This is a genomic window from Psychroserpens algicola (assembly GCF_014526325.1).
GTDB classification, from domain to species: domain Bacteria; phylum Bacteroidota; class Bacteroidia; order Flavobacteriales; family Flavobacteriaceae; genus Psychroserpens; species Psychroserpens algicola.
This window is the reverse complement of sequence record NZ_JACNMJ010000003.1, coordinates 1-20,061: the sequence shown is the minus strand read 5'-3', so window position 1 is coordinate 20,061 and position 20,061 is coordinate 1. Positions and strand designations below refer to the sequence as shown.

Here is a 20,061-nt window from a genome sequence, read left to right as displayed (position 1 = left end):
TTAACTTGGAAAAATTCAAATTTTGGGATTTTGGAATTATAGATTTTATCGACGTCTTTCTTGTCGCTATTCTACTCTATTACGTCTATAAGCTGGTTAAAGGTACCGTTGCTGTTAATATTTTTATTGGCATTATCATCATCTATTTGGTATGGAGAGTGACCGATTTTCTGGACATGTACATGTTACATCGTATTTTTGACGGATTCATTAAAGTAGGAATTATAGCGCTTATCGTAGTGTTTCAGCCAGAAATCAGAAAATTCCTGCTTATGGTAGGATCTACAAACCTGAGTGGTCGTGGTAAGTTTTTCAAAAAAATGAAATTCTTAAAAACGGAAGCAGAAACTGAAACCGATATCAATGCACTGGTGAATGCATGTGATAGAATGAGTCAGTCCAGAACTGGTGCTTTAATCGTTTTAGAACGTAATAATAATCTGGATTTTTTGACCAATACTGGTGATGAAATGAATATTAAAGTCACACAGCCTATCATCGAAAGTATATTCTTTAAAAATAGTCCGCTTCATGATGGTGCTGTCATTATAGAGAATAACATCGTAAAAGCTACTCGCGTGATTCTTCCGGTGAATAACGAAAAAAACATTCCGCAACGCTTTGGGCTACGCCATCGCGCAGCTGTTGGTATAACTGAAAAAACAGATGCAATTGCCTTGGTGGTAAGTGAAGAAACAGGTCAAATTTCCTATTTAAAAAATGGTGAATTTATCATATTTGAAGACCTGCAAGAATTAACAACTTTACTCTATAAAGATTTAACTTAGATGACTTGTAACAACTGTGAAACATCTCTAACTCCAGAACAAAAATTTTGTTCAAATTGTGGCGAAATCATCAACGCAAAACGTTTACAGTTAACATCTATTATTGGATTGTTTTTTTCTAACTTCTTAAGTTACGACAACAAATTTGCACGAACTTTTAGAGAGCTTACCGTCAAACCAGAAATTGTTATCGACAATTATGTTCATGGCTTCAGAAAAAAATATGTCAATGTCATTAGTTACTTAGGACTTGCAATAACCTTAATTGGTTTACAATTCTTTATCTTACGCCGTTTTTTTCCAGAATTGTTATCTGCTGATATCATTTCACCTACCAACCCGATAAAAGTTAATAACGAGACCTTTGATTATAACTCTATTGTAGATTCATTTTATGAATACCAGGGCTTATTAACAATAGTGTTTATTCCCTTATACGCCATAGCATCGAAACTCCTTTTTTTTGATTCAAAAAAGTATAATCTTGCTGAGCATTTTGTTATTAATATATACGCTAATGCACATTTTTTTATCTTTTGGTTCTTTGTAACCCTCCTGACCCTACCGTTAAATATCAATTATAATATATTATCGCAATTAGCTCTGCTTCCAATGTTAGTATATATGACCCATGTTTTTAAGAGATTGTATTCTATCAAAACTGTTGATGCGTTTGCCAGAGTTGTATTATACTACATCATGGTATTTGTGGTGATGATAATAATTCTTATTATATTCGGAATAGTATACGGTATATACTTAGGAGCAACAGGGCAAATTACACCAATAGATATGCATTAATTATGAACTGTAAAAACTGTAATATTGAACTCGCACCAAAAAGCGACTTTTGCAATCAATGTGGCGGAAAAGTTATAAGAAATCGCTTAACCTTCAGAAATCTTTTTGAGCATTTAAGTGAAACGTTTTTTAATTATGACAATAAACTTTTACGAACCTTTATTGATTTAATTAAAAAACCTGAAGTAGTCATAGGTGGTTATATTGATGGTGTGCGAAAACGCTATGTGAATCCTATTAGTTACTTCGGACTAGCAATTACAGTTAGCGGTTTATATTTACTATTTCTCAATAAATTTTTCCCCGAATCCTTAGATTATTCAAATTTTGCAGTTAAAGGTCAAGAGGAATTTCAGCAAAAAAACATGTCGTTCATCCAAGAATACATGTCAATATTTATGATGCTCTATGTTCCTGTTTATGCATTCATTGCCTATATCACCTTTATTGGAACAAGGAAATTCAATTATACCGAATTAATAGTTGTTTTTATGTATTGGCAATCTCAGTTCTCTCTTGTATCTGCAGTTGCTATTATTATTGGAGCAATTTTTGGTATCACAAATGGCATCCTAAGCATGTTCTTTATACCAATAATGTTTATTTATGGCGTATACATTTTACAACGACTCTATAAGCTCAGTTTAGGGCAAATGGCATTGCGCACACTGTTATTTTTTGTGGTTTTAGGAGTTGTCTTCGTCATCATTACCATTATAATGGTTGTAATTATGTTAATCACAGGAGATTTTCAACAGATGATTGAAGCGCAAAGAGCAGCCAGAGAAGCTGCAGGTTCATAAACTAAACCGCTTCGGCTTTTAAAAACTGAACTTCATACAGGTTTCTATAATAGCCATTCTCAACTTTAAGAAGTTCGTCATGCGTGCCTTTTTCTACTATTTCACCTGCATCCATCACAATAATCTGATCGGCTTGTTGAATCGTCGCCAAGCGATGTGCAATAACAATTGAAGTTCTACCCTGAGTAATTTTATCGGTTGCATCCTGCATCAATTGCTCAGAATAGGAGTCGACTGAAGACGTTGCTTCATCTAAAATTAAAATACTTGGGTTAGTAACATAAGCTCTTAAAAATGAAATAAGCTGACGCTGACCAGAAGATAACATAGCACCACGTTCTTTTACATTATAGTGATACCCGTTAGGCAAACTAGAAATAAAATTATGAATCCCTATATCTTTGGCAGCTTGAACAACTTGTTCTTCGGAAATATCATCATTTTTGAGCGTGATATTATTAAGTATGGTATCAGCAAATAAAAACACATCCTGGAGTACTACTGCTATTTGTGACCTAAGTGACTGCAAGGTCAAATTTTTAATATCTGTGCCGTCAATACATATAGTTCCGTCATTGATATCATAAAAACGATTTAAGAGGTTTATAATCGTAGACTTTCCTGCTCCTGTTGCTCCAACAATAGCAACGGTCTGACCAGCTTTGACATCCAGCGAAATACCTTTGAGAACTTCTTCATCTTGAACATAAGAAAAATGTACATTCTTAAATGAAATATCACCTTTAAACTCTGTAGCAACTTCAGAACCCGAATCATCGATTTGCGATGTTGTATCTAATACTTTAAAAACACGGTCTGCTGCGACCATTCCCATTTGTAGTGTATTAAATTTGTTGGCAATTTGATTTAACGGTCTGAATAACATTGGTACAAACATGATAAAAGCAAATAAATTTCCTTCAGTTGCTGTACCTTGAATAACAACCATCAAGCCTCCAACCCAGATAATACTTCCTAAGGTAATAGATGATAATAAATCTGCAATAGGAAAAAAGATAGAGTTATACCAAACTGTTTTTAACCAGCCTTTTTTATGACGTTCATTAATGTCTTTGAATTTTTTGAATTCAGTATCTTCTCTTGTAAATAATTGAAGAATCTTCATCCCAGTGACACGTTCTTGAACAAAAGAATTTAGATTAGACACTTCTGTCCTCACTTCTTCAAAAGCACGTTTCATATACTTCTGAAATATTTTCGTAGCAAATAATACAATTGGCATGGTCACAAACGCAATAAGACTTAATTTCCAATTGATATAAACCATCGCACCAGCAACCACCAGCATTTTAAGGAGATCACTAAATATCATAAATAAGCCTTGACCAAAAATATCTGCAATACGTTCCATATCTGTTACAGTTCTGGTTATTAAAACTCCTACAGATGATGTGTCGTAATATTTCATTCTAAACCTCAATACATGGTTATAGAGTTTGACACGAATATCTTTAACAACCGACTGGCCTAACCAACTCGCATAGTAGATAAACAGTAACTGACTTACCACTTCGAGTATAAGTAAAACCAGCATGGCTATGATATACATAACAAATCCGTTATAATCCTGAACTTTCACATGATTATCTATGGCTTCCTGTAAAACTAAAGGTCTTAACACACCAAATACAGCAAGACCAATCACGCACAGTAAAGAACCAAAAAACACCAACCTGTATGGCTTAATGTATTGAAGTAATCGCTTGAACAATTCGAGATCAAAAGCTTTAGTCTTTTTGTTTTCCATTTAGCTATTTACTGTTTTATAATTTCTGGGTATTCTATATTTACGAGATACAAACCATGAGCTGGTACCGAAAACCCTGCCTCTCTTCTATCTTTAGACTTGATGATATCATGCAAACTTTCTAATTGAAGTTTACCTAAACCAATATTAACAAGAGTTCCTACTATGGCTCGTACCATATTTCTTAAAAAACGATCAGCTTTAATTGTAAAAATTAATTCATCATTTTCAAATCGCCAACTGGCTTTCATCAATTTACAATGATACGTTTTTACATCTGTATTCACCTTAGAAAAACATTGAAAATCATTATACTGCAATAGAATATCACAAGCTTTATTCATCGCATCAATATCTAAGGTTTTTTGCAAAGCGTAAGCAAAAGCGAAGTTAAACACATTTTTTTGTGTCGAAATTCTATAATGATACGTTCTGCTTATAGCGTGAAATCTCGCATGTGCATCTGGTTTAACTTTAAAAACATCACGTACAGCAATAGCTTTAGGAAGAAAAGAATTGAGCTTAAATATGAGATTTTCTGGGAGCTCTAAATCATAATCAAAATGTGCAAAAAACTGTGTTGCGTGAACTCCTGCATCTGTTCTACCTGCTCCAACTACAGCTATGTCTGTTTTTAAAAGTGTCGATAAAGCGTTTTCTAAAACTTCTTGTACAGATATAGCATCTGGTTGATTTTGCCAACCATGATATGCTTTTCCGTTATATGATAATTCGATAAAAAAACGCAATAGAAACCTTACTTTTGTAAAAGCACAAAGATAATTAGTTTTGATGGTTATCATCTTACATTAACATAATTAAAATATTTTGAGCTGAAAAGCCTCTCGGCATTAATACTTAATCCTTATATGACTAAAATCCTCTTACTTTCTGATACGCACAGCTATATAGACGATGACATTTTAAAGTATGTCAAGCAAGCTGATGAAGTTTGGCATGCTGGTGATATAGGAAACCTAGAGGTTACTGATGCTATTAAGGCGATAAAACCTTTACGAGCTGTTTATGGTAATATTGATGATGCTAAAGCACGTGTTGAATTTCCTGAGAATAATCGGTTTATGTGTGAAGATGTCGATGTATGGATAACACATATTGGAGGTTATCCTCCTAAATATAATATGCGAACACGAGATGTGATAAAAGCGAATCCGCCACGTATTTTTATCTGCGGACATTCACATATTTTAAAAGTGATGCCAGATAAACGTTATAATTTAATTCATATGAATCCGGGTGCTGTTGGAAAACATGGGTTTCATAAAATAAGAACCATGCTACGTTTTACTATTGATGGCAAAAAAATTGATAATCTAGAAGTTATTGAATTTCCAAAGCGCTAGTTCAATATTTTTTGCATAAAAAAACCCAAGATCTTCACCTTGGGTTTACGCACTAAAATAATTAAGATAATAGGGTTTATCGTAATCGATCGACAGATTTTACAAGATCTTCATCCTTTTTTATGGCTTTATTGGCTAAAACCAATAATACGATAGATAAAATAGGTATGAATATCCCAACACCTTTCTCAGAGATATGACTCTCTCCAGGTGGTATTAGCAATTGATACACAAAAAATCCTAATAAAATAAAGTTTAATATGATATTAAGTCGTCCCAAAACAAATTGAAACTTCCTGTTTTTAAAATTCAAAATTGAAATTAAAGATAATAAAGCCGATCCTAAAAACAAACCTAAATACAAATATTCGTCCTTAGCATAAACTGGTATGTCATCACTATTAGTCCATAAATGGAATACAAAAATCAAACCAGCAGAAACAGCAGCTGATAATAATAGATATATAGTTTGTATACGTTGAATCATTTATCAATATCTTTAACGAGGCACAAAATTAATAGTTTCTTTTTAAAAGATGTATTAAATTTTAAAAATAAAATTGTATTATTGCAGTAACAATCTGTTACATTCAGAGTAACAATTGATTAATCTTCAGATTTTTTTCAAATTTTTCCCATTATTTTATTTTACAGAAAAAGAAAAGTAAGAACTAAATCCATTTCAAAGAATAAACTTAATTAGTATATACATACATGTTCGAAATTTCCGAATTAAAAGCAAAGAAGCTTCCTGAACTTCAGGATATAGCTCAAAAATTAAACGTACCTAAATACCGTACATTAAAAAAATTAGATCTTGTTTACCAAATCTTAGATTTACAAGCAAGCAATCCAGATGCTGTAAAAAAAGAGGTTATTGAGCCTGCATCTACTCCAACATCTAAACCTGAACCTAAAAAACCTGCTCAGCAACGTAAACCTAGAGCTCGTGTTGAAAAGAAAGACGTAAAAAATCCTTCGCAACAGAAAATGGAATTGGATGACCAGAAGGATTCAAAAAAAGATGTAAAAGCTGAAGATAAAACTTCTAATACTGCATCAAAAGAAAAAAAGGATACCAGAAGTAATCAAAGAAACAGTAATCAGAACACTGATAATCGTTCAAAAAATTCTAATGACAATAAACAAAACAATCGTCAGAAGAATGATAATAAGCAGAATAATCAGCGTTCTAAAGATAATAATGGTAACCAACACAAAAATAACGGCAACAAGGATAACCGTAACCGCTATAGAGAGCCTGATTTTGAATTTGACGCTATCATTGAAAGTGAAGGTGTTTTAGATATCATGCAGGATGGTTATGGCTTTTTAAGGTCTTCAGATTATAACTATTTATCATCACCTGATGATATTTATGTATCACAATCGCAAATCCGTTTATTCGGATTAAAAACCGGAGATACTGTACTCGGTCATGTAAGACCTCCAAAGGAAGGAGAAAAATATTTCCCTTTAATAAAGGTGAGCAAAATTAATGGTCAAAAGCCAGAGGTTGTTAGAGACCGTGTTTCTTTTGAACACTTAACGCCTTTATTTCCGCAGGAAAAATTTAATATCGCAGAGAAGCAAAGCACAATTTCTACTCGTATAATGGACTTGTTTTCTCCTATCGGAAAAGGGCAACGTGGTATGATTGTATCACAACCTAAAACAGGTAAAACGATGTTATTGAAAGATGTTGCAAACGCCATTGCTGCCAATCATCCTGAAGTTTATCAAATGATTTTACTCATTGATGAGCGTCCTGAAGAAGTTACAGATATGCAACGTAATGTTCGTGGAGAAGTTATCGCTTCTACTTTTGATAAAGAAGCACATGAGCATGTTAAAATTGCTAATATCGTTTTAGAAAAAGCAAAACGCTTAGTTGAATGCGGTCACGATGTTGTAATCTTATTAGATTCTATTACACGTTTAGCTAGAGCTTATAACACCGTACAACCCGCTTCTGGTAAAATATTGAGTGGTGGTGTTGATGCGAATGCATTACATAAGCCAAAACGTTTCTTCGGAGCTGCACGTAATATTGAAAATGGAGGTTCACTAACTATAATTGCTACTGCTTTAACTGAAACAGGCTCAAAAATGGATGAAGTGATCTTTGAAGAGTTTAAAGGAACAGGTAATATGGAACTGCAATTAGATCGTAAGATTTCTAACCGTAGAATTTTCCCTGCTATTGACTTGACATCTTCGAGTACACGTCGTGATGACATCTTATTAGATGAAACTACAATTCAGAGAATGTGGGTGATGCGTAAATACCTTGCGGATATGAATCCAGTTGAAGCGATGGAGTTTATTAACGACCGATTCAAACAAACAAGAAATAATGAAGAGTTTTTAGTATCTATGAACGGATAACTAAAACTTATAAGTTTACATAAAAAGCTCTCAATATTAATTGAGAGCTTTTTTTATTATTCATTTTTAAAACAACTAAAAAAATATAAAATAAAAAAAAAGCTTCTCATAAGAGAAGCTTAATAATTTTAAGTTATAAGTTCTAGTTAGCTTAGTGAAGCAACGTGCTTAGTTAAGCTAGACTTTAAGTTAGATGCTTTATTATCATGGATAATATTGTTTTTAGCTAACTTATCAATCATTGAAATAACTGAAGGTAAGTATTCACTTGCTTCTTTAGCTTTTTCCATGTCACGTAATCTTTTGATAGCACCACGAGTTGTTTTGTGCTGGTATCTGTTACGTAAACGCTTAGATTCGTTACTTCTTATTCTTTTTAATGCTGACTTATGATTTGCCATTGTATTTTATTTCTTATTTAAAAAATTGTAGCCCGTAGGGGAATCGAACCCCTCTTACCAGGATGAAAACCTGGCGTCCTAGCCGATAGACGAACGGGCCATTTGAGTTATTTCAGTCGCAGATTAAAAATTTAAACCGCTTTTCAAATGAACATGCAATTACTCATTGCGGATGCAAAAATACAACTATTTTTAAATGTTGCAACACCTAGATAAACTTTTTTAAAAAAAATTTAATAGGCTTTAGCAAATAAAACTCTTTTTTCTGAAGGTTTTCCAGAGAATACGCAGGTTCCAGCCTCTTTTTTAACATCCATAGGAATACACCTAATTGTTGCTTTTGTAAGCTCTTTTATTTTTTGTTCCGTTTCAGCAGTGCCATCCCAATGCGCAGAAATAAAACCTGTTTTTATTTCTAAAACAGTCTTAAAGGTTTCAAAATCATTAACTTCAGTAATGTGTGCATCTCTATAGCTAAGTGCTTTGCTAAATAATTCGTTTTGAATCGTCTCTAATAACGTTTTAACAGTAGCTACCAAATCGCTCATTACAATCACTTCTTTAGTTAAAGTATCTCGTCGCGCTAATTCTACGGTTCCATTTTCTAAATCTTTTGGACCAATTGCTATTCGTAAAGGTACGCCTTGTAATTCATGCTGAGCAAATTTTGCTCCAGGTCGATGTGTTGTTCTTGAGTCAAACTTACAAGATACACCCAAAGCTTTTAAGTCCTTAATAATAGTATTGGCTTTTTCAGTAATCAAATCTAATTGTTCGTCATTTTTATATATAGGAACAATAACCACTTGAGATGGTGCTAGATTTGGAGGTAAAACCAACCCCTTATCATCACTATGGGTCATGATTAATGCTCCCATTAAACGTGTAGAAACGCCCCAAGAAGTAGCCCATACATGATCTAATTTACCTTCATTATTAGTAAACTTCACATCAAAGGCCTTAGCGAAATTTTGCCCTAAAAAGTGAGATGTACCTGCCTGAAGCGCTTTTCCATCTTGCATTAAGGCTTCAATACAATAGGTTTCAACGGCTCCAGCAAAACGTTCACTTTCAGTTTTAATTCCTTTAATGACTGGAATAGCCATAAAATTTTCTGCAAATTCAGCATAGATATCATTCATTTGTTCAGCTTCAGCGATAGCTTCGGCTTCAGTCGCATGAGCAGTATGTCCTTCTTGCCATAAAAATTCGGCAGTTCTTAAAAACAAACGTGTTCTCATCTCCCAGCGTACCACATTTGCCCATTGATTAATTAGTATAGGTAGATCTCTATAACTTTGAATCCATCCTTTATAGGTATTCCAGATAATAGCTTCACTTGTAGGTCTTACAACAAGTTCTTCTTCCAGTTTTGCTTCAGGGTCTACTCTAAGTTTTCCTTCATTATCAGGATCATTTTGAAGTCTGTAATGTGTTACAACTGCACATTCTTTAGCGAAACCTTCAGCATTCTTTTCTTCGGCTTCAAACAAACTTTTAGGCACAAAAAGTGGAAAATATGCATTTTGATGTCCAGATTCTTTAAACATTCTATCTAATTCTGCTTGCATTTTTTCCCAAATCGCATAACCATACGGTTTAATGACCATACACCCTCTAACTGCTGAATTCTCAGCTAAATCAGCCTTTACGACCAATTCATTATACCATTTTGAATAGTCTTCTGCTCTTGTTGTAAGATTTTTACTCATTTTCAGTGTTTTGGCACAAAAATTGTGATTATGTTAAATAAAAAAATAGTTCAGCAAAACTAACTATTTTTGTAACGTTCAACAATAAAAATCAAGAGATATGCAATTAAACAATTACATACAAAAGAAATTTCCATTTTTTGTTGCACTAAGCTTAACATTTCTGTTTGCTTCTTGTGGATCATACCAATATGTTGGTTATGACAGTGATGGTATTTATAGCGATGAAGCTATTGTCAATGTAGAAGCAACTAACGCCCCTTCTGAAGATCAAAGTGTTTATAAAGATTATTTCACTGAAAAATCTTTACAATACAGTAGCATTTCTGATGAGGAGGATGCAATATTTACAGATATTGATGCTTATGAAGGAGCTTATGATGATGAAATTAGTGATGAAGAAGCCTATACTGGTTATGCTGGTTGGGGAGCTTCCAATGAAAATATCACAATCAATGTATATGATAACAGCTGGTTTAATCGTGGCTGGGGAGGTTATGGTGTAGGATGGTACAACGCTTATTGGGGTTGGAACAATTGGGGATGGAACCGACCTTGGGGTTGGGGCTATAACAATTGGGGATGGAATGTTGGCTGGGGCTATGGTGGCTGGGGCTGGAATACTGGCTTTTGGTGCCCTCCAGGTTACGGATATGGTTATGGATATAATAATTTCTACAGAGGTGCTAATTATTGGAACAGAAGCCGAAATACTTTAGCTTATAATTATGGACGACGAGGTGCTTCAAATGCTGCTTATAACAGGAGTTCTATGACATCAAGACGTAGTAATGTATCTAGCTCAAGAAGAAGTGCTACATCTATACGAAACAGAAATAGTTCTACATTCAGATCTGGAAGAAATAATGCAACTATTTCTAGACCGAGAACTACAACAAGATCTCGTTCAACAACAACCAGATCAAGAACTAGAAATAATTCATCATTCTCTAGACCTTCTACAAGCCGAAGAAACTCAAGTTCATCTTCAATGAGAAGTTCTAATAGATCAAGTAGAAGCTCTTCTTCCGCACGAAGTTCTAGTAGCTCTAGCAGAAGTTCTTCTTCTGTAAGAAGTTCTAGTGGAAGTTCTAGGTCGTCAGGATCTAGATCATCAAGCGGTAGTCGTCGTTCAGGAGGTAGAGGATAATCTAAATTCAGTTTAAGTCAAAAAAAATTAATATGAAAAAATTAACTATGCTGTTAGCCATAGCAGTACTCTCTATGTCTAATATTATGGCTCAGGACATTTCAGATGCCCTAAGGTTTTCACAAGATGAAATTCAAGGATCTGCTCGATTTAGAGCATTAAGTGGTGCTTTTGGAGCTCTTGGAGGCGATATGTCGGCTGTTAGTATAAATCCCGCCGGATCTGCTGTATTTAGTAGAAGTCATGCTTCTATTTCTTTATCGAGTTTAAATACTGATAACGATATTTCTTATTTCAATGGTTTGAGTTCATCATCAGATTCGAAAGTTGACCTACATCAAGGTGGAGCAGCTTTTGTATTTGCCAATAACAATGAAAATTCTTCATGGAAAAAGTTAGTTTTGAGTATTGCTTATGACAAAACCGCTAATTATGACGATCAGTGGTTTGCAACTGGAACTAACACGAACTCTATTGACAATTACTTTTTAGCTTATGCACAAGGGCAACGATTAGATGAAATATCTGCTTTTCCAGGTGAATCAATATCTGAAGCATATGCAGAAATAGGACGTTTTTATGGTTTTGGAAACCAACAGGCTTTCTTAGGTTATGAATCATTTATTTTAGAACCTACAAATAACACAGATGAGAACACCACATACACATCTAATATAGCACCTGGTACTTTTAATCAGGAATATGATTATATCGCTAGAGGTTACAATGGAAAATTTACATTTAATGCCGCTGCACAATATAATGACAAATTATATTTAGGACTTAATTTAAATGGTCACTTTATAAATTATGAGCGTTTTACACGCTTTACAGAATCAAATTCTAATGCTGGCTCACTTGTTACAGATGTTGCCTTTGAAAACAACCTGCTTACTACTGGTAACGGTTTCTCTTTTCAACTAGGAGCAATTTTAAAACTGACTAAAGAGTTTAGAGCTGGTTTTACTTATAATTCTCCAACTTGGTTCACCATATTTGAAGAAACCTCTCAAAATATTGCAACATCTGCTACTGATGATGATGGCTCATTCAACACCTTTGTTAATCCGGAGGTAATTAATATTTTTCCTGAATACAGATTACAATCTCCTGGTAAGATTACAGGAAGTTTAGCTTATGTATTTAGTGATCGAGGTTTATTAAGTTTTGATTATTCGAGAAGAAACTATAAAAACACGAAATTTCGCCCAACTTCTGATGCCTTCTTTGCATCTCAAAACGCCATAATGGACGACCTTTTTAAAATTGCAAACACTTACAGATTTGGAGGAGAATATAAATACAAACAATTCAGCTTTAGAGGTGGTTACAGATTTGAAGAAAGCCCTTATAAAGATGATTCTTTTTATGGAGATTTAACAGGATATTCTCTAGGTTTAGGTTATGACTTTGGTAATACCAGATTAGATTTAACTTATGATCAAGCTGAAAGAACTGTTAATAATGAGCTATTTTCTGTAGGTCTTACAGATGCCGCTACATTAGACACAAGAAACTCTAACATTACATTGACCTTAGGTTTTAATTTATAACACCTATTACACATCAAAAAATGCTGAACAAATTGTTCAGCATTTTTTTTTGATACCATAATACCATTAAAATCAATTTTAAAATAATTTTTTGCTTTAATGTTAATCTATTTATAGCTTACTGAGCTTTTTGATGACTCTGCAAGCAACCACAAGACTTAAAAGTCACTTAGTTATCTTTTTATAATTGTATTATGTGTAGCTTTATTTTGCGAGTAAAAAATCTGAGAATCTTCTTGCAATAGAATAGACATATTCCTCTTGCGTATTACTGAGTATAATTATTGTAATTCCTTTATTTGGATAGATCCATAGGTCTGAAGCAAAGAGATTACTTGCTCCACCGTGGACCACTAATTTATTCTCTGAATCATTATTTTCAATTCCCCAACCATATCCATAGTGCGTATATAAATCATTGAATTCAAAATGAGGATAGAGATATTTATCGGTTGTTGCTTCATCAAGCACTGTTTGATCTTGTATCGCTTGGCTCCAGAGTAATAAGTCACTTGCCCTTGTTAAAAGACCTCCATTGCCTTTGAGATTGAGATACGGACCTTTTTCGCTCCAATTCTCTTCATTAGGTTTTTTAGCTTCAGTACCATCTAAAAAACCGTTAGCGACTTCATTAGTTTTCCAATCAGGAATGACATAACCCGTATGGTACATTTTTGAAGGTTTAAAAATGGTTTCATTTAAGTAGGTTTCATAATCCATTCCGCTAACTTTTTCGATGATTAAGCCAAGTAAGCTATATCCCATATTAGAATAATTAAACTGTTCACCAACTGGACTTATCAGTTTGCTTCTGAATACTTTCTTTAGAAATTTTTCTTCTGTAATAGCATCATAATCATCACCTATTCCATCTGTTAAACCAGAAGAATGTGTAAGCAACTGATGAATAGTTATATTCTTTTTATCGTCAGGAACTCCTTCAAAGTATTTTGATATTTTATCATTAACAGCTACTTTATTTTGCATGGACAATTTTAGTATTCCTGCTGCGGTAAATTGTTTTGTAATTGAACAAATATCAAAAACGGTATTTATGTCATTAAGCCCATTTTCTTGACTATTCTTTTTTCCATAGGCCTTATTAAATATAATGCTGTCATTTTGAGCAACTAAAATAACTCCTGAAAAACCTTTCGACATAAGTTTTTTATCAATGGTAGTTAAATCATAAATTTTCAACTCACCATTACGAATCGCTGTGTAAATTCCTTCTGGTTGTGTTGCAACTAATTCATTAAAAACACCATTTTCAGGATTTTTAAATTCTATTTTATAATCGTCTGATACCTCAAAAGAAAATTTATGTTCACCAGTTGCAACTAATTCATATTCTGGTTGTCCGTCTACAAATAAAAATAATTTAGTATCATTAACTTTTGTGTAAATGTCTATTATCATTCCTGTTTCTTCAAGCACATATTCACCTACATATTGTTTTAAAGAATCACGAGTATTTTTATCAGCAGTTTCTTGTTCACTGCTATTTGTATAACTAAAGGCCATAGATGAAAATGACATCATTAGAAGTAATATGATTGTGTTTGTTGTTTTCATTTTATTTTTAAATTTTAAATATGATTTTATTACTTTATTTAAGCATTTCTGGTGGTGATACTTTTACTGCGCTAGTAAAAAATTTGATATCTCTCTTGCAATTGTGTATACAGATTGATCAAATTCATTACTGAGTACGATTATTGTAATTCCCTTGTTTGGGTAGATCCACATATCTGATGAAAACAAATCACTCGCGCCTCCATGAAGCACTAACTTATTCTCGGAGTCATGATTTTCAATTCCCCAGCCATATCCATAGCTATCATATATATTTGTAGGTTGAAAATGCGGAAAAAGATATTTAGATGTAGTTGCTTCATCTAGTACTGTATTGTTCATTATTGATTGGCTCCAGAGTAATAAATCATTTGCTCGTGTTAGAATACCTCCATTAGCTTTAAGATTGAGATATGGACCGTTGTCACTCCAATTCTCTTCATTTGGCTTATTATTTTCAACGCTATTCAAATAACCGTTAGCCACTTCATCTTCTTGCCAATCTGGAATTACATAACCAGTATGGTACATGTTTGAAGGTTGAAAAATCTGTGAATTTAAAAAGCTTTCATAATCCATTTCACTAACTTTTTCAATGATTAAACCAAGTAAGCTATAGCCTACATTAGAATAGTTAAACTGTTCACCTACTGGACTAATTAATGCGCTATTAAAAACTTGCTCTAAAAATTCTTCCTCTGTAATAGTGTCATAATCTCCACCTATTCCATTTAATAAACCAGAAGAGTGTGTGAGCAACTGATGTATTGTTATGTCCTCTTTGTCGTTAGGAACAGCGTCAAAGTATTTTGATAAACTATCATTAACTGTAAGCTCATTTTGCATCTCTAATTTTAAAATCCCAGCCGCAGTCAATTGTTTTGTAATAGAACACATATCAAAAACAGTATTGATATCATTAAATCCATTTTCTTGACTATTTTTTCTTCCATATGCTTTGTTAAATAAGATCTCGTCATTTTGAGCGACTAAAACAACACCTGAAAAGTCTCTTGCCATAAGTTCTACATCAAGGGAAGAAAAATCATCAATTATTACATCGTCATCACTATTAGTACAACTAAGAGTCATTAATGTAAATGACATTATTAGAAGTAATAAGATTGTATTCGTTTTTTTCATGATTTTTATATTGTTAATTGATTAAAGTAAAAGTTTGAATATTTAAAAAATAGAAACCCAAGTGAATTCACTTGGGCTTTAGAATATTGAGTTTTAGAAAAAGAAGCCAACAGATAATTGAACTACTCCATTTCTATTTTTATCTGTAAAACCATCTACATCGTTAATATTAGAGAGTCCTAGATTATATCTTAAGTTAAAATTGAGGCCATTATCTAACTTATAGCCTAATCCAAAATTAACACCATAATCTATTGGCTTTAATAGTTCTTTATAATCTAAGGTACCGCCTTTAGTAGACAATAAAAAACCTATTTGAGGTCCTGCTTCTAAACTCAATTTTTCTGTAACATAGTACTTTCCAATTAATGGAACATTTAAATAGTTGAGCGAAACTCTGCCCTCAGATCCGACGTTTATATCAGCTCCTTGTCCGGAATATATAATCTCGGGTTGCAAGGAAAATTTGTTTGTGATTTTCCATTCTGCCATGACACCAATGTGGAAATCTGTATTGGGCTTAAGGTCTTCTGTATTGTCTCCTGTAATAAAGGCAAAGTTTAAACCTGCTTTCGCTCCAAATTTAATATCTTGAGCATTGACGGTTGTTAATCCTAAAACTGTAATAACAGTAACTAATAATAATTTTTTCATGTTTTATATTTTTTGATTTATTGGTGCAAACGTAATTTTCAAAACAAAACGAAAAGTTAAATTTGAGATTGGAAACGTACTGAAACAGTGGAATTACACGAATCAGGACGTTTTATTAATTCCTTTTATAGGCATTCCGTTTAAAATATTTTTTTAAGATTGAAACGATATGATATTCTGAACAGCAATAATCCTAAAGACTCAGAATTTGATTTGACTGTTATTGTATTATCCGTTCCTTCGTAATTGGGAGTAACACCTAGGTATTGATATCTTAAGGATAAGGTGAAGTTATTGATGTGTCCACCAATACCAATTCCAGCGGTAAAATTTGATTGATTTATTTTGGTTTCATCATCTGTATGCACAAATGAAAATAATGATGAATAGCCAAACCTTGGTTCAACGAACAGGTGTTTTTTTATGGGCAGTCTATAGAAAAATGTAATGGCTCCAAATTTAAAGTCATTTGAAGATAGTATTTCAATATTTTCATCTCCTGTATTTGTTGAACCTGGAATAAAATTTCCGCCAGTTAAAAAGTCTAATCCTATTTGTCCAAATGGATAAGATTTCATGATATTGAGATGAAATTCACCTTTCCCACGAGTGTTTTTATTTCCAATAACATTCCCAATTCCTACACCTACTTCCATGAATGTATCTTGAGCGTGTATAAACTGTAATGTCAATACAAATGCAAATAAGAGTAAGAAATGCCTTGGCTTGCTTTTTAGCTCGTGTAGAAGTTTTAATTTAAAGTTTGTGGTCATTCTTATAAGGTTTATAACACTAAAACTATATAGTTAACAGCTAATGCGTAAAGAAAAAAAATAGCGGTTTTACAAACCAGTCATAAAGATCAATACAACTATTGACCTTCATTTTGGTAATAAAAACCGCTATCTAACACACAGAGTTATTATAGAGGGCGTTTAATTCAATTTTCTTTTAAATATGTAACGTGTAATAAAAATACCGTTTCCGTCATTTGCGCCTGCATCACTTTCAACAGCACTTGTTATGAATAGTAAATCCCAGCCTTCAGAAATCATTGCAGTTAATTTTGAGGAAATTACAGCATCATTTGCTGCGATATTCTGGAATCGTATGCCAGCGACATTATAGAAGTTTAATAGTTTTGTTTCTTCAAAATCCTTTACCCTAATATCTTTTCTTTTAGACTTATTTCTCGTATTGTCATCTTCTGTCTGAGTCGACGTAAATTTTTTATAGTCTCTTTTTTCATTTGCAGAAATTAAACGCGATCGACCTAAACCATCAGGTACAATAGATTCTACGCTTGTAATTACTTTTACCTCGAATTCCTGCTGCTTTAATTCTTCTTGTGCAAAAACAGTAGTTGCTAAAAATGTAAACACGAGTAGTGTTGTTAATTTAATTTTTATCATTTTTTTTTAATTGTAGTGCTATTATTTGTTATTGTAATACTATTCCGAAAGCTTCTTCTAAACCTTGAAATATAAAAGCTTCGAAAGTGGTAGTATGGTTTCCAGGTCCAGAAATTATATTTGTGTTTTTTGATTGCAGAAACTGTACTTCGTCAGTGGTAAGACGACCAACCGCCTCGTCATTTTCTCCATAGATATATGTTATGTTAGATAGATCCTCTATGGTATTAAAAAGTTGGGTATACTTATTCATTGCAAAACCAGCAGATATTCTATTGAAGTTTCTTTCTTTAACATCTGGCTCAGGTTCTACAACTGGAGTAACACCGTTTTCAAAATATCCCTTTTTTCCCTCTGCGGCAGCTTGCCAAATAATATCATTCATATCTAATCTACCAGAGATAATAAGGTATTTATCGGCGCTATTAATCCCTTTTTTTGCAATAAGGTCTTGAGTTACAAAGGCACCAAACGAGTATCCAAGTACATATACAGTTCTACCTTCATCTTTAAAATAAGTAATAACTTCAGAAAGCATTTCTATACTTTCTGTATTCAATGAATTCGCCTGTGTTAATGTGATATCATTTCCTACTACTATATCAGGGTTTAATGTTTGTGCCTGATGTACAGTTACAGTTATAATGCCTTCCTGATTAGGATCTGATGCAAAATCGTCTACAAAGTCTGTAGCAAATTCGGTACTAGGACCACCTGGTATAAGTATCATTACTGTCTCTGCTTTTTCATCTCCTCTGAAGTAAATTAAGTCTTTAATTTCTTGAGATATGCCATCTGTATGAGGTGGTTGATCATCATCATTACTACAGGAGAATGTAGTAATTGTAAGAAAAGTAATTAGAATTAATTTTGAAATTGAACGATAATAATTGATTATTATCATCTTGTGGGATACTCTTTTCATCATTTTTTGTTTTTTGATTTATACCATGCAAAAGTATAGTTGTCAAAAAAATAAAAGAGTTATTTTAGTGCTGAAGACGTTCTAAAACAATAGGATTATACGAATCAGGACGTTTTTTGAAGTTTTCTATAGGCTCCAGGAGACATTTTTAAACTAGCATTGAATGCGTTATAAAAAGCGCTTTTAGATTTAAAACCAGCTTCCATCCCTATAGCTTCAATTGAATACTTATTAAATACAGAATCATGCAATAGTTTTTTGGCAGTCTCGATTCGATATTCGTTCACAAACTGGATAACGCTTTTATTAATTTCCTGATTTATAATTTGGGATAAATACCCTTCGCTTGTCTCTAATCGAGTTGCTAAATCTAATCTACTCAAAAGCGGATTTTTGTATAATTCCTCATCTTCCATTAAATTATATAATTGAGTAATAATTTTAGAAGTTGTTGTACTTTTAACTTTCTTTTTAATTTGAGTAGTATGATGTGTCTTTTTAGACACTAAATACTCATGTATTTCTTCTTTTTGAACAATGACTTGCAACTTAAATATACCATAATACAAAATCCACCATAAGAATAAAGACATTAGTATCCATAAGACGTACAAGCTATATAATGAGTTGAATATATAAAACTCTATCCTAGTAAGAACCCAAATCATTATAATGCACAAAATAAAAAAGTTCAATCTTACCAACCAGCGCCTTTTATCATCTGAAATTGTATTAGAATTCCGAATTAAATATCTACCCCAAAAAATTAAAAATACATTAAATCCAATGGCAACAAAATCTTTGAACAACCATATTAGAGCATCATAAACAGAGCCATAAAGATCTAAGATTAGCATAGATACTTCAAGAATAACAGAAATAATAAAAGGAAAATATATCCATTTATATCGACGATGATTAAGAAGATTGTGCTTAAGCTGAATTAAAAAATAAGTAAATAAAGTAGCCGCAAATAAAAACTCAAACTTTAAATTACTTATGATTTCAAAAATAAAGTATGACGTACTACTAAGCCATTCTAATAAAGTCAAACTAGATATTAAAAATAGTGATAGCGACAAGTAGTTATTGGCACGACTTTTATAAAAAGAAGTTGTAATTAATGAGATACTTATAAAGTATCCTATAATTACACTTGCTATCATTGCAATGTCTAGTATGGCTTGATTCATTCTTGGTTGTATGTATAAAGTTAAATGACTAATAGCCTAATTTTATACAAGCGCTAATATAATTTATGTATAATTACTACCTAGTTAAGTAAATTATAATATTTTAAAATATTTATTGTGATTTTTAATTATATAAAACTTATAAATATTCAATTGTTCAAGAAACTCAATTGATGCAAACAATTATTAGTAAAAGAAATTTCACTCAGAATTACTAATTTAAAAGACCTTATTAATTCATGAAAAGGATAAAAAAAGCTATACATTTCTGTATAGCTTTTTAATATCTTATAAAATTTCAAACTTATCTTTTCAGGGTAAAATGGGCTTTAAATTCTTTACGATTTTCTAAATTATTAGGATCATTGTACTCTACAACAAACCAATAATCGCTGGTTGGCATCTCATTACCATTATAGGTACCATTCCAA

General features: G+C 32.6%; 20 protein-coding genes and 1 tRNA gene. 7 read left to right on the top strand and 14 right to left on the bottom strand.

The genetic code is table 11. From position 1 onward, the window contains the following. Positions 1-5 precede the first annotated feature (5 nt). From cdaA to H7350_RS08675, 3 genes are read left to right on the top strand one after another with little or no spacing between them, the layout of a single operon-like run. Entirely contained in the window at positions 6-788 is a 783-nt protein-coding gene (cdaA, locus tag H7350_RS08685) for a diadenylate cyclase CdaA (RefSeq protein WP_204345520.1), read from the top strand. Continuing rightward, complete coding sequence (locus H7350_RS08680) at positions 789-1,589, top strand: DUF3667 domain-containing protein (RefSeq protein ID WP_204345519.1); 801 nt, start codon at positions 789-791, stop codon at positions 1,587-1,589. Positions 1,590-1,591: 2 nt separating this feature from the next. Then, positions 1,592-2,392, top strand: a complete 801-nt coding sequence (locus H7350_RS08675; protein WP_204345518.1) for a DUF3667 domain-containing protein — start codon at positions 1,592-1,594, stop codon at positions 2,390-2,392. Position 2,393: 1 nt separating this feature from the next. Here the strand turns inward: H7350_RS08675 and H7350_RS08670 are convergent, their stop codons facing one another. Together H7350_RS08670 and truA are read right to left on the bottom strand one after the other, a co-directional pair. Then, positions 2,394-4,160 (bottom strand): ABC transporter ATP-binding protein, encoded by a 1,767-nt coding sequence (locus tag H7350_RS08670; RefSeq protein ID WP_204345517.1) that lies wholly within the window; start codon positions 4,158-4,160, stop codon positions 2,394-2,396. An 8-nt stretch (positions 4,161-4,168) separates the two neighbouring features. Beyond that, on the bottom strand, positions 4,169-4,963 hold the full coding sequence (gene truA, locus H7350_RS08665; RefSeq protein WP_235989307.1) for a tRNA pseudouridine(38-40) synthase TruA: 795 nt from the start codon (positions 4,961-4,963) through the stop codon (positions 4,169-4,171). Between the two features lie 66 nt (positions 4,964-5,029). Here truA and H7350_RS08660 point away from each other — a divergent pair, with 66 nt between their 5' ends. Beyond that, positions 5,030-5,524 (top strand): metallophosphoesterase family protein, encoded by a 495-nt coding sequence (locus H7350_RS08660; protein ID WP_204345516.1) that lies wholly within the window; start codon positions 5,030-5,032, stop codon positions 5,522-5,524. Between the two features lie 76 nt (positions 5,525-5,600). On the opposite strand, the gene H7350_RS08655 is transcribed toward H7350_RS08660, so the two are convergent. Next, on the bottom strand, positions 5,601-6,011 hold the full coding sequence (locus tag H7350_RS08655) for a DUF4293 domain-containing protein (protein ID WP_204345515.1): 411 nt from the start codon (positions 6,009-6,011) through the stop codon (positions 5,601-5,603). 227 nt (positions 6,012-6,238) lie between these two features. On the opposite strand from H7350_RS08655, the gene rho reads away from it, so the two are divergent. Then, complete coding sequence (gene rho / locus H7350_RS08650; RefSeq protein ID WP_204345514.1) at positions 6,239-7,912, top strand: transcription termination factor Rho; 1,674 nt, start codon at positions 6,239-6,241, stop codon at positions 7,910-7,912. Between the two features lie 146 nt (positions 7,913-8,058). Here rho and rpsT read toward each other — a convergent pair whose 3' ends face one another. The 3 genes from rpsT to proS all read right to left on the bottom strand — a co-directional run bounded on the left by rpsT (position 8,059) and on the right by proS (position 10,025). After that, complete coding sequence (rpsT, locus tag H7350_RS08645; RefSeq protein WP_204345513.1) at positions 8,059-8,313, bottom strand: 30S ribosomal protein S20; 255 nt, start codon at positions 8,311-8,313, stop codon at positions 8,059-8,061. A gap of 28 nt (positions 8,314-8,341) precedes the next feature. Next, positions 8,342-8,413, bottom strand: a tRNA-Glu gene (locus H7350_RS08640). 133 nt (positions 8,414-8,546) lie between these two features. After that, on the bottom strand, positions 8,547-10,025 hold the full coding sequence (gene proS, locus H7350_RS08635) for a proline--tRNA ligase (RefSeq protein ID WP_204345512.1): 1,479 nt from the start codon (positions 10,023-10,025) through the stop codon (positions 8,547-8,549). Between the two features lie 100 nt (positions 10,026-10,125). Between proS and H7350_RS08630 the strand changes: the two genes are divergently transcribed. Both H7350_RS08630 and H7350_RS08625 read left to right on the top strand, forming a co-directional pair. Further along, on the top strand, positions 10,126-11,175 hold the full coding sequence (locus tag H7350_RS08630; protein WP_204345511.1) for a hypothetical protein: 1,050 nt from the start codon (positions 10,126-10,128) through the stop codon (positions 11,173-11,175). Between the two features lie 32 nt (positions 11,176-11,207). Then, positions 11,208-12,728 carry an OmpP1/FadL family transporter gene (locus H7350_RS08625; RefSeq protein ID WP_204345510.1) on the top strand — a complete coding sequence of 507 codons (1,521 nt, stop codon included), beginning with the start codon at positions 11,208-11,210 and terminating at the stop codon, positions 12,726-12,728. 204 nt (positions 12,729-12,932) lie between these two features. Here the strand turns inward: H7350_RS08625 and H7350_RS08620 are convergent, their stop codons facing one another. The 8 genes from H7350_RS08620 to H7350_RS17165 form a co-directional block, all read right to left on the bottom strand. Then, positions 12,933-14,303 carry a serine hydrolase domain-containing protein gene (locus H7350_RS08620; RefSeq protein WP_204345509.1) on the bottom strand — a complete coding sequence of 457 codons (1,371 nt, stop codon included), beginning with the start codon at positions 14,301-14,303 and terminating at the stop codon, positions 12,933-12,935. Positions 14,304-14,366: 63 nt separating this feature from the next. Beyond that, the gene (locus tag H7350_RS08615) at positions 14,367-15,446 is read right to left on the bottom strand and encodes a serine hydrolase domain-containing protein (RefSeq protein ID WP_204345508.1); all 1,080 of its coding nucleotides are present in this window, start codon (positions 15,444-15,446) and stop codon (positions 14,367-14,369) included. 93 nt (positions 15,447-15,539) lie between these two features. Next, entirely contained in the window at positions 15,540-16,100 is a 561-nt protein-coding gene (locus tag H7350_RS08610; protein WP_204345507.1) for a porin family protein, read from the bottom strand. Between the two features lie 140 nt (positions 16,101-16,240). Next, positions 16,241-16,873 (bottom strand): hypothetical protein, encoded by a 633-nt coding sequence (locus tag H7350_RS08605; RefSeq protein ID WP_204345506.1) that lies wholly within the window; start codon positions 16,871-16,873, stop codon positions 16,241-16,243. A gap of 162 nt (positions 16,874-17,035) precedes the next feature. Then, the gene (locus tag H7350_RS08600) at positions 17,036-17,512 is read right to left on the bottom strand and encodes a hypothetical protein (protein WP_235989306.1); all 477 of its coding nucleotides are present in this window, start codon (positions 17,510-17,512) and stop codon (positions 17,036-17,038) included. Positions 17,513-17,540: 28 nt separating this feature from the next. Then, positions 17,541-18,437 carry a hypothetical protein gene (locus tag H7350_RS08595; protein WP_204345505.1) on the bottom strand — a complete coding sequence of 299 codons (897 nt, stop codon included), beginning with the start codon at positions 18,435-18,437 and terminating at the stop codon, positions 17,541-17,543. 104 nt (positions 18,438-18,541) lie between these two features. Beyond that, complete coding sequence (locus tag H7350_RS08590) at positions 18,542-19,030, bottom strand: helix-turn-helix domain-containing protein (RefSeq protein WP_204345504.1); 489 nt, start codon at positions 19,028-19,030, stop codon at positions 18,542-18,544. Between the two features lie 904 nt (positions 19,031-19,934). After that, the coding region (locus H7350_RS17165; RefSeq protein ID WP_204345722.1) for a T9SS type B sorting domain-containing protein at positions 19,935-20,061 on the bottom strand (127 nt) is incomplete at its 5' end.